At 58.5% G+C, this 10,523-nt stretch carries 11 protein-coding genes and 1 tRNA gene; 9 read left to right on the forward strand and 3 right to left on the reverse strand.

The annotated features are described in order from the left end of the window. Positions 1 to 289 precede the first annotated feature (289 nt). From L3J03_11190 to L3J03_11215, 6 genes are all read left to right on the forward strand, one after another. Positions 290 to 874, forward strand: coding sequence for an aminodeoxychorismate/anthranilate synthase component II (locus tag L3J03_11190; protein MCF6291543.1), 585 nt, complete (start codon positions 290 to 292; stop codon positions 872 to 874). 100 nt (positions 875 to 974) lie between these two features. Beyond that, positions 975 to 2,003, forward strand: a complete 1,029-nt coding sequence (trpD, locus tag L3J03_11195) for an anthranilate phosphoribosyltransferase (GenBank protein ID MCF6291544.1) — start codon at positions 975 to 977, stop codon at positions 2,001 to 2,003. Beyond that, complete coding sequence (gene trpC / locus L3J03_11200; GenBank protein ID MCF6291545.1) at positions 2,000 to 2,761, forward strand: indole-3-glycerol phosphate synthase TrpC; 762 nt, start codon at positions 2,000 to 2,002, stop codon at positions 2,759 to 2,761. The genes trpD and trpC overlap by 4 nt, the downstream gene beginning before the upstream one ends. Positions 2,762 to 2,765: 4 nt before the next feature. Next, positions 2,766 to 3,455 carry a phosphoribosylanthranilate isomerase gene (locus L3J03_11205; protein MCF6291546.1) on the forward strand — a complete coding sequence of 230 codons (690 nt, stop codon included), beginning with the start codon at positions 2,766 to 2,768 and terminating at the stop codon, positions 3,453 to 3,455. 106 nt (positions 3,456 to 3,561) lie between these two features. After that, a complete protein-coding gene (locus tag L3J03_11210; GenBank protein ID MCF6291547.1) occupies positions 3,562 to 4,035 on the forward strand; it encodes a hypothetical protein in 474 nt (157 codons plus the stop codon). Positions 4,036 to 4,045: 10 nt separating this feature from the next. Next, positions 4,046 to 4,579: a PaaI family thioesterase gene (locus L3J03_11215; protein MCF6291548.1), complete on the forward strand. Its 534-nt coding sequence runs from the start codon at positions 4,046 to 4,048 to the stop codon at positions 4,577 to 4,579. A gap of 338 nt (positions 4,580 to 4,917) precedes the next feature. Here L3J03_11215 and L3J03_11220 read toward each other — a convergent pair whose 3' ends face one another. Beyond that, positions 4,918 to 6,366, reverse strand: coding sequence for a DegQ family serine endoprotease (locus L3J03_11220; GenBank protein ID MCF6291549.1), 1,449 nt, complete (start codon positions 6,364 to 6,366; stop codon positions 4,918 to 4,920). A gap of 171 nt (positions 6,367 to 6,537) precedes the next feature. Next, positions 6,538 to 7,308 (reverse strand): septal ring lytic transglycosylase RlpA family protein, encoded by a 771-nt coding sequence (locus L3J03_11225; protein ID MCF6291550.1) that lies wholly within the window; start codon positions 7,306 to 7,308, stop codon positions 6,538 to 6,540. A 177-nt stretch (positions 7,309 to 7,485) separates the two neighbouring features. On the opposite strand from L3J03_11225, the gene L3J03_11230 reads away from it, so the two are divergent. Next, positions 7,486 to 7,560, forward strand: a tRNA-Thr gene (locus L3J03_11230). Positions 7,561 to 8,057: 497 nt separating this feature from the next. On the opposite strand, the gene L3J03_11235 is transcribed toward L3J03_11230, so the two are convergent. After that, a complete protein-coding gene (locus L3J03_11235) occupies positions 8,058 to 9,467 on the reverse strand; it encodes a Fic family protein (protein ID MCF6291551.1) in 1,410 nt (469 codons plus the stop codon). Positions 9,468 to 9,703: 236 nt separating this feature from the next. On the opposite strand from L3J03_11235, the gene L3J03_11240 reads away from it, so the two are divergent. Together L3J03_11240 and L3J03_11245 are read left to right on the forward strand one after the other, a co-directional pair. Next, entirely contained in the window at positions 9,704 to 9,937 is a 234-nt protein-coding gene (locus L3J03_11240) for a CopG family transcriptional regulator (GenBank protein ID MCF6291552.1), read from the forward strand. Beyond that, complete coding sequence (locus L3J03_11245; GenBank protein ID MCF6291553.1) at positions 9,924 to 10,181, forward strand: type II toxin-antitoxin system RelE/ParE family toxin; 258 nt, start codon at positions 9,924 to 9,926, stop codon at positions 10,179 to 10,181. The genes L3J03_11240 and L3J03_11245 overlap by 14 nt, the downstream gene beginning before the upstream one ends. The last annotated feature ends 342 nt before the right edge of the window (positions 10,182 to 10,523 follow it).

A 10,523-nucleotide genomic window follows, 5' to 3' on the forward strand; every position in this document is an offset into this window, starting at 1 on the left:
TGTAGAGGGTCTTATCCAGCTTTCTTTGCAGGGTTAGACCCTCTGAGCGAAAAATTTATAAAAGAGGTGGCGGTGGCGAAAAAGGTTGAACCAGAGACCACATCCCTACGAAATGTAGAGGGTCTTATCCAGCTTTCTTTGCAGGGTTAGACCCTCTGAGCGAAAAATTTATAAAAGAGGTGGCGGTGGCGAAAAAGGTTGAACCAGAGACCACATCCCTACGAAATGTAGAGGGTCTTACACCCATCAGGTGGGTACTGTACAGAGTCCAACTCCGCAGGGTCAGGATATGATCGTAATTATCGACAACTATGATTCGTTCACCTATAACATCGTCCAGGCCATCGGCGGTCTCGGCGCCCGGGTGGAGGTGTTTCGCAACGACAAGGTGGATGTTGATTTCATCGCCGCCTTGAACCCGGAGCGGCTGCTGATCTCGCCCGGTCCCTGCACCCCGGCCCGGGCCGGAATCTCCATTGCGGCGATCCGTTATTTCAGCGGCCGGATTCCGATCCTGGGGGTCTGTCTCGGGCACCAGTCGGTGGGCGAGGCCTTTGGCGGCAGGACGGTCCGGGCCGAGCGGTTGATGCACGGCAAGACCAGCCCGGTCACCCATGACGGCCGCGGGGTGTTCACCGGCCTTGAGAATCCGTTCGATGCCATGCGCTATCATTCGTTGATTGTTGAGGAGGCAACCCTGCCCGATTGTCTGGAGGTGAGCGCCCGCTCCGATACCGGCGAGTTGATGGGCCTCCGGCACCGGCAACTGGCCATTGAGGGGGTGCAGTTTCACCCCGAATCGATCATGACCCCGCAAGGGGTGGATCTGCTCAAGAACTTTCTTGATCCGGGCTATCCGGACATGTTGCGTTAATAAAAACAAAGTAAGCGTTCACCGGGGGACATAAAGGTGCGGATCCCCGGCCGGTGACTGTTCGGCAGTGCTGAACAGTTACAAAAAAAAGGGGGTAAAGATGATCAGGGAAGCGATTAACAAGGTGGTGACCCATACCGATCTCAGCGAAGAGGAGATGGTGGGGGTGATGAATGAAATCATGGGCAACGAGGCCACCCCGGCCCAGATCGGCGCCTTTATCACCGGGCTCAGGATGAAGGGCGAGACCATTGCGGAGATCAGCGGCGCGGCCCGGGTGATGCGGGAAAAGGCGACCCGGGTGGATGGCGGCGACCATGAGGTGCTGGTCGATACCTGCGGCACCGGCGGCGACGGTTCCGGTACCTTCAACGTTTCCACGGCCACCGCCTTTGTGGTGGCCGGCGCCGGGCTGCCGGTGGCCAAGCACGGCAACCGGAGCATCTCCAGCCATTGCGGCAGCGCCGATGTGCTCGAGGCCCTGGGGGTCAACCTCAACCTTGATGCCGATACGGTGGGCCGCTCGGTGCAAGAGATCGGGATCGGCTTTCTTTTCGCCCCCATGCTGCACGGGGCAATGAAGTATGCCATTGGGCCGCGCCGGGAGATCGGTATCCGCACCGTGTTCAACCTGCTCGGCCCGCTGACCAATCCGGCCGGGGCCAATGTCCAGGTGATGGGGGTCTATGACCCGGAACTTACCGAAAAACTGGCCGAGGTCCTGGGCCGGCTCGGCAGCCAGCGGGCCCTGGTGGTCTGCGGCGAGGGTAATCTCGACGAGTTGACCGTGACCGGGGAGACCAAGGTGTCGGAATGGAAGGACGGTGCGGTGAACACCTATACGGTTACCCCCGAGGAAGCCGGGCTCGGGCGGGCCACCCTGGCCGAGCTTAAGGGCGGAGCCACTGCGGCCGAGTCGGCGGAGCAACTGCGCCAGGTACTCTCCGGCATTGAGGGGCCAAGGCTGGATATGGTTCTGCTCAATGCCGGCGCCGCATTGATGGCCGCCGGCCAGGTCGCTGATCTCAGGGCCGGGGTGGTTCGGGCCCGGCAGGTGGTTGCCTCGGGCGCGGCCCTGGCCAAGCTGGAGGCCCTGGTGGCGTTCGGTTCTTCCCAGGGGGATGCATGATCCTCGATACCATTGTTGCCCGGAAAAAGGAGGAGGTCGGCGAGTTGCGCCGATCCGGGCTTGTTGCCCCGGACTGCGAAATACCGCTGTGCCGCGGTTTCCAGCGGGCCTTGATCGAATCCGTTGACCTGGCGGTGATTGCCGAGGCCAAAAAGGCCTCGCCCTCCAAAGGGGTTATCAGGCCCGGCTTTGACCCGGCGGCCATTGCCGCAAGTTACAAGGCGGGCGGCGCCACGGCCATGTCGGTGTTGACCGACCGGGATTTTTTCCAGGGCGATCTGTCCTATATCCCGCTGGTCCGGAACGTAGTTGACCTGCCGGTGCTGCGCAAGGACTTCATTATCGACGAAATTCAGATCAAGGAGGCCGGCCTGTACGGCGCTGACGCCATTCTCCTGATCGCGGCCATCCTGGACCAGGACCAGATGGCCGAGTATCTGGCCCAGGCCGTTGAGTTGGGCATGGATGTCCTGGTGGAGGTGCACGACGAGGCGGAGCTTGAGCAGGCCCTTGGTGCCGGCAGCCGGTTGATCGGGGTCAACAACCGGGATCTGCGTGATTTCACCGTGGACCTTGGCACCACCTTCCGGTTGAAACAACAGCTTCCGGCCGGAATCCCGCTGGTGAGCGAGTCCGGTATCCGGGACCGGAATGATATCCAGCGGCTGCGGTCCGAAAAGGTCTGCGCCGCTCTGATCGGGGAGAGCCTGATGCGGGCCCCGGACCCGGGCGCGGCCCTGCGGTCATTACTGGAATAAGGTTATGCAAAAGGAGAGCAACACAGGCGTGGTGATCCGGACGCGGATCAAGGTGTGCGGAATAACCGATCCGGCCGATGCCGCGGCAGCAGTGGCCGCCGGGGTGGACAGCCTCGGTTTTATCTTTGCCGACAGCCCGCGCCGGGTGGAGCCGGACCTGGCCCGGGATATTATCCGGTATCTGCCGCCGATGGTCGATGCAGTCGGGGTTTTCGTGGACAAAGACCTCCGGGAGGTGGAGGAGATTATCCAGTACTGCAGACTGACCATGGTCCAACTGCACGGGGCCGAGTCGCCCGGGTATTGCCGGGGCCTCTCCATCCGGGTGGTCAAATCCTTTCGGATCGGACCCCATTCCACGGCCGCGGATCTGGCCCCTTATGAAGGCGCGGTTGCCGGGTTTCTCCTTGATACCTACCGGCAAGGGGTGGCCGGCGGTACTGGCGCGGTTTTTGACTGGGACCTGGTGGAAAAGGTGGCTCCGCCAGGGCCGGTGATCCTGGCCGGTGGCCTTGATCCGGACAACGTGGCCGAGGCCGTCCACCGGGTGCGCCCCTTTGCCGTGGATGTCAATTCAGGGGTGGAGTATGCCCCCGGACGCAAGGATCATGACCTGCTCAACCGTTTTGTCGCCCTGGTGCGCAACACCGACGCCACCCTTGCCGCGCCATTGTCCCTGGCCGACAAAAAATGATACTCCGTGGTTGCGTTGTGGGATAGGGTGGGATAAAGGATATTGTTGAAGTGGTTAAGCTGCGGTGATGCCAAGGAGAACTTTGAAAAAAACAGAGGAGAGAGTGATGAAACGGCTTGTTCTGATTCTTATCTGCTGTCTACTGCTGGGGTCGGCCCGGGCCACCATGGCCGCGTCCGGGTCGGACGTGGTCTACAATGCCTTTTACGCCGCCGCGGTCTATCCCGAGTCCTTTGACGACTATGCCCGGAAAAATATCGATCCGGTCAATATCACCTTTACCACCTGTGTGGAGCAGGTGAAAAAGAATCTCTACTCCTGGTTCGTCAATAACCAGGACCATTGCGACGCGGTTGCCGCGCCCCATCGCGAGGCCTGCCGCTCCTTTGACCGGGAGGCGGTGGAGGGGATCCTCGATGCGATGTACGCCGTTGCCTTCCGCTCGGTGAGCGCCTATGAACATACCCTGGCCGGCGGGGCCGACTACAGCACCAAGGGTATCTTTGATCCCCAGGGCTGGGAGGCTGAACGGAAGGCCATTGTCTCGACCCTGCGGCCCGCTCTCAGCTGCCCGGAGTAACCCGGCTGGCATGGGTCCGGATAAAGCAGGGAGGCGTCGCCTGCGGGTGATTGCCAAACAACCCAACTCCAGGATGTGTCTGGTCTGCGGTCTTGAGAACCCGGCGGGACTGCGGGCCTTTTTTTATGAGCTGGAGAGCGGCGAACTGCTGGCTTTTTTTTGTCCCCGCCCGGAGCACCAGGGCTATCCGGGCCGGCTTCACGGCGGGATCGCCACGGCCATCCTTGACGAGACCATCGGCCGGGCGGTGATGAAACACCATGCCGAGAGCGCGATCTGGGGGGTGACCATTGAAATATCCACCCGTTTCAAGCAGCCGGTGCCCATGGATGAAGGACTCAGGGTCGTTGCCCGGCTGACCAGGGAGACCAGGCGCGGATTCGAGGGGTCGGGCGAACTGATTCTGGCCGACAACACCGTTGCAGTGTCGGCCCGTGGCCGCTATTTCAAAATGGACCTGGAAAAGATCGCTGATCTTGACCCGGATCACCTGGACTGGCAGGTCACGGCCAGTGAAGATGACCCGGATTTTGTCGAGCTTTGAACCCCGGTTTCCCCCCTCCTTTTCTCCGCACATCATTTATCTGAAAGTTCGTAAGTGATCACAGGCACCCCATCTTCGCACGATCGTTCCTGCCCGCATAGGCGGGCTATAGCGGCCGGTCGCGCTCGGAGTCTCCGCTCCGCTCCGCTTACCTGCGCAAATCTGCGGCACCTGTGGTCACTTACAGGTTTGGGGTAGTAATATCACAGAGTTACACGCCCCGTGATCAGTTACGAAAGTTCTTATCAAGCGCTGTGCTCGCCATGCCGGAATGGCAATAAAAAACCCGTCCGGGATATCCCGGACAGGTTTTTTTATATTTTCTTTATTTGTTGTTTCTATTTGTCCTTAAGCACCACGTAGCGGGTGTGGCCGTCACGTTTGACCAGGAGCAGAATGCTTTCACCGTCCTTCCGCTTGCGCATCATCTTGGTGTATGCCTTGATCGATTCAACCGGGGTGCGGTTCACCTCCAGGATGATCTCGCCCCGGTGCAGGCCGGCCTCTGCCGCCGGTGAACCAGGCGCTACATCGGAGATGATCAGCCCGGTTTTTTCTTCAATGTCCAGGGACCGGGCCAGCTCCGGGGTGATCTGCTGAACGGTGAGACCCAGTTCCCGGCTCGGCGCGGTCGGTGACCCGGCGCCAACAACCTGTTCTTCCTCAAGCTTGCCGATGGTTACGGTCAGCTTTTTTCTCTTGCCGTTGCGGATAACGACCACCTCGGCCCTTTCACCCACCGTGGTCTGGGCCACTATTGCCGGCAGCAGACTCATCTGCTTGATCTCCTTGCCCTTGAAGCTGACGATGACGTCGCCCTGTTTGATACCGGCCTTGTCCGCCGGGCTGTCCTTGATCAGTTCGCCGACCAGGGCCCCGATGGGCCGCTTCATGTCGAATTTTTTGGCCAGGTCCGGGGATACCTGCTGGATTCTCACTCCGAGCCAGCCGCGGGTGACCGAGCCGTGTTCCTTGAGCTGGGTCATTACATTCCTGGCCATGTTGACCGGGATGGCAAAGCCGATGCCGATGTTGCCGCCGCCGCGGCTGAAGATGGCAGTGTTGATGCCCACCATCCTGCCCTTAAGATCAAAGAGCGGGCCACCGGAGTTGCCCGGGTTGATGGAGGCGTCGGTCTGGATGAAATTGCCGTAGGTCTGCCGGTTGATCGAGCGGCCCTTGGCGCTGACAATCCCCGCGGTCACGGTCTGTTCCAGGCCAAAAGGGTTGCCGATGGCCATCACCCAGTCGCCTACCCGCAACTTGTCCGAGTCGCCCATGGTGACAAAGGGGAGGGGATCGTTCGGCTCGATCTTGATCAGGGCCAGGTCGGTCTTGGGGTCACGGCCGATGATTTTCGCCTTATGCTCCTCATAGTTGGCCAGGATGACGCTGATCTCGTCCGCATCCTGGACCACATGGTTGTTGGTGAGAATATAGCCGTCAGCCGAGGTGATCACCCCGGAGCCGAGGCTGCTCCGCTCGAATTCCCGGGGCTGGCCGTTTTTTTGACCACGGGGGCTGGGGAAATTGAAAAATTGACGGAACTGTTCGGGCAGCCTGTCCATGTCCGGGAACATGAACTGCTCGGGCATGGATACCTTGACCCTCTGGGTGGTGTAGATGTTGACCACCGTGGGCCCCAGCTCTTCGGCCAGATCGGCGAAACTGTCCGGCACCAGCTGGGCGGCCGCCAGCCGGGGTATCATCACGGCGAGCAGGGCGGCAACCAGGAAGAAGGGGAGATATTTCAGGTCGTGTGATCTGCAGCGTGTCGTACTGATCATCGGTAAGCTCCTTATAATTAATCGTTGATCATTGGGGAACTGTTTCGGGTCGGGGTCGGGCGTAACCCCCAGGCCGGTGCGGCTAAAAGGACGCTGGAAAGAATAGTAATCATTCCTAACAGAAAGGCAAGCCCGGGGCTGTATTTTTTCCGGCGCTGGCGCGGGGGGAGGTTACCGGGCCACGACAAAGCCGGGCAGGCCGGCCGCTTCCAGTGATTTTTCCAGGTGCCGGGCCTCGGTCAAGGTGGCGCCGGCCCGGACCTGGACCCGGTAGAAGATCCGGTCGCCGCGGTCAAAGGTCCGGATCACTGCCTGGCGGCCCCAGGCAGACATTTTATTGCTCAGGGTTACCGCATTGGCCCTTTGGCTGAAGGAACCGATCTGGACGTAGAAGTCGCCGCGCTGGAAATTCTGGTGCGGCAGGAAGCGCTTGATTTTTTTCTTCCCGGTGCCGTAGTTGACCGCCTCTCCCAGGGCCACGATCCGCACCCGGGCAGTGCCGCTCTTGATTATGCCAAGGGCCTGGGCCCCGCTCTTGGTGAGATCAATGATCCGGCCCCTGACAAAGGGCCCCCGGTCGTTGACCCGGACCACGGTCTCCCGGCCGTTTCTCAGGTTCTTGACCAGCAGGTAGGTGTTCATCGGCAGGGTCTTGTGGGCCGCGGTCTTGCCGTACATGTTGTAGGTCTCGCCGTTGGCCGTCTTGCGGCCATGGAATTTGGCGCCGTACCAGGAGGCGATTCCGGTCTGGGTAAAGCCGTCGGCCGAGGGCAGGGGATAATAGGTCTTGCCGTTGATCCGGTAGGGGCGCTGGGTGCCGGGCACGGCCGAAGAGGGCGGCCTCTTGGACGGCCCCGGTGGGATACTCTTCGGGCCGCAGCCCCCGAGCAGGGAGACGATAAAGAACATGATCAACAGGATGCAACAGGATGTTTTCTTCATTTTTTTCGCGGACTCGGATCAGACCTGGGACATTGTAGGGGCAACACCGAAGCGGTGGCCGGCGGCATGGCAAAAAAGGGTATCAATACATGCAGACCTTGACACTTTACCACAAAATTGATACTAGCAGAACCACATATTCGCAGGCCGGGCGCAGCCCGCCTGCGGCCTGTGTCAGCCGGCGTAGCTCAGGGGTAGAGCAACTGATTCGTAATCAGTAGGTCGCGGGTTCAATTCCCATCGCCGGCTCCATGAATTTCAAAGGGTCAGCAGGTTTTCCTGCTGACCCTTTTTTCATTGGCCGTCCTCTTGTACGAACCAGTTGAGATATTCCGGCAAGCGACCGGTCCGGGGAGATTTTCATTGTTGGTTGTGGCTGCGGCCATAAAGTTTGGTTCAGCCATGCTGGTTAGTCTTCACTCGCAAACATCATGATTCAAAATCTGTTTTTCCTGATTGATTTCGTAACCGATTTCTTCGTTTCTGCAAACACGCAGCTTCTTCTTTCTGCCGGCCGGCGACCGGATTTCCTGGTTTATTGACGCCAATCAAGTAGCAGTATGCTGCCGGTCCCGGATCGTAAGCGATCACAGGGTACCGAACCCGGAGTCTTGCAGGCTCGCTTACCTGCTTCGTTATCGGCAGGTTCGCATACCGATGTATAGCTCACCTGCCGATGCCTTGCATCTCCGGCACCCTGTAAACGCTGATATGGTTGGAGTTTACCGGATTGCGGGTGCCTTAAGCTGTTATTGGTTATCCCGGATCGGCTTCCACTCCTGGAATTCGGACAATTTCAGCCGGTACCTGGCCACGCTGCCCTCGTGCAGAAGCTGCAAGGCATTCAGCGCCATTTTGGCGAAAACCTCCCGGTCATGTTCCGGCACCAGTTCATCCGCCAGTTGCTGAATGTTCTTCGCGGATGGAATCTTGCGGCCCCGGACGATTGCCTGCACGGCCTTGATCAATTGTTCCCGGTAACGGATGCGCAGGGGGTCGGGATCGGCCGGTGTCCGGGTAATCGCCAGGTAGCGCTGGCACGATCGCTCGTAGGCCCAGATAAACACATCCCGCAGCAGATCAACCTGATTGAATTCATATACGCCCAGAGTACCGTCAATATAGGCCTGTTCTGGTACATCGATGAAAGACAGGGGGCAAAGGTTGTGGCGAAAGAGCGGAATGTTCGCTCCCAGGCGGGAGACCCGCTTGTTGACATCCTCAAAGGGCTGTAGATAGGGCAACTGCACCATCACGAAAAAGGCCTGTTCGAATGGGTCGGGAATGGCGGTGGCTTTCAGCAGCAGCAGGCGGAAACAATCTTCCAGGACCTGGGGCATGGCCAGTGGATGGAAGACCGAGCCGGAAATATCCACCGGTCTGCGGCGCAGCCGCCCGCAGGCGTCCTCGTCTCGGAGCAGGTTCTCCGACAGGATGGCGTGCAGGTTCTGAAAGGTAAAAAGATTGAACCCGATCTGATCCGCCTCTTGGATGAGCATTTCAATGGCTGCCTTGTGATTCAGGATCATCTGGGTTTCCCGGGCGTCTTTCCCCGCTGCCGCCTGACCGAATTCAATCAGGTTCCGGGTGTCGAGGCGGTTGTAAGTGTTCCCCTCCAGGCGGGAAGAGGCCCAGGACAGATCAATCAGCAACCGGTTGGCGATTTCACGGGCATAGGTGCCGGCCGGACCTTCAGCGTCCGGGGTGCGTCCGATCTCGTGAAGATCGGCACGCAGGGACTCGGAGAGATAGAAGGTGACGCCCGGCTCGTACTCTTCCAGAAATGCACGCTGATACCCCACCGGTTTGCGCCGCATCAACGGTTGCCGCACCTGGTCGCGGATAATGCCGCCTTCCGGCGAAACCGGGACGTAAATTTCTGCTTCGCCCCCGATTGAAGGCTCCACGCCTAAAGGCTCCGCAGTGATGACCACGCTGGGGCCGCGCTTGTAAACCAGGGCGATGCTTTCGCCTTCGGTCGTGATACGCCTGTCTGCCACCAGGTGTGCCAGGCGGCGTTGCAAGGTGCGCCGATTAAGGATTTTCGGCAAACGGTGGGCCAGTGTTCTCTCCAGCGCCGAAATCCCAATACCTTCGGGATGCTCTGCAATCACCCCTTCGATAAGGTCCAATTCTTCAGCTGGCACGATACGCGACATGATCACTTTCCCCTTAGTGGACTGCGTAAAATAAAGTTGCGCATTACTCATGGCAAGGCGCGACAAAAAAGAGCGACATTAATATGTCATGCTTTAGTGTCGCGCGTCAACATAAAAGTGTTCAGGCCTGACAGCGCCCAGCAATTCTTCATAAAAAAAACTCAGTATCAGGCTGACAGTTTGACAGCATAACATCACAACGCTATAATGTTTTAACAACTCAAGGAGGTGATGTTATGGCTACGCAAACGAAACGGGCAACTATTTATTTTGATCCGGATCTGCATAAGGCGTTGCGGCTGAAAGCAGCGGAAACTTCCCGCTCAATAACCGAGCTTGTTAACCAAGCCGTCCGGGAAGCTCTGTCAGAGGATGCCGAAGATCTTGCCGCTTTTGATGAGAGAAAGGGTGAGCCCCTGATCAGTTATGATGAAATGGTGAAAAGGTTGAAAAAGAATGGCCGCATATAGCATCTTTTTCAAGAAGTCAGTTGAGAAAGACCTTAAGGCCATTCCCAAAAAAGAGCTGATAAGAATCATCAAACGGATTGAAGGGCTTGCAGAGGACCCTCGTCCGCAGGGTTGTGAAAAGCTGACAGGCCAGGAAAGATATCGCCTGCGCCAAGGTCGATACCGCATAGTATATTCCATCCAGGACAACGAGCTTACAGTATGGGTGGTCAAGGTCGGGCACCGTAAAGACATCTATCGCTGAAGCGACTAACCAGCATGGCTGGACCATATTGGCCAGCCACAACGAAACAATGAAAGGCATCACTCCGGCATGGCAAGGACTCCGCTTCGTGGCGACTTTCATATAAATTACTTCCGGAGCGCAAGGAGTCGCGCTCGGTAAGCCGTGACCCCGGCATAGTTTCTGGCAACTGCCAGTTTTTTTCCAGTTATCTCATTAAAACTATATTTAGGGAGGTAAGGTTTCGGTAAACCCCGTACGTTTGAGGTTGGACCGGGAAAGGGGTTTTCTTATACCGAACGGTGTAGCGGACCCTGAGCCGCAGCCGTGACGGCAAAAGCGGAATTTGAAACAACTTCGGCA

Source organism: Desulfobacterales bacterium (genome assembly GCA_021647905.1).
Taxonomy (GTDB): Bacteria; Desulfobacterota; Desulfobulbia; order Desulfobulbales; family BM004; genus JAKITW01.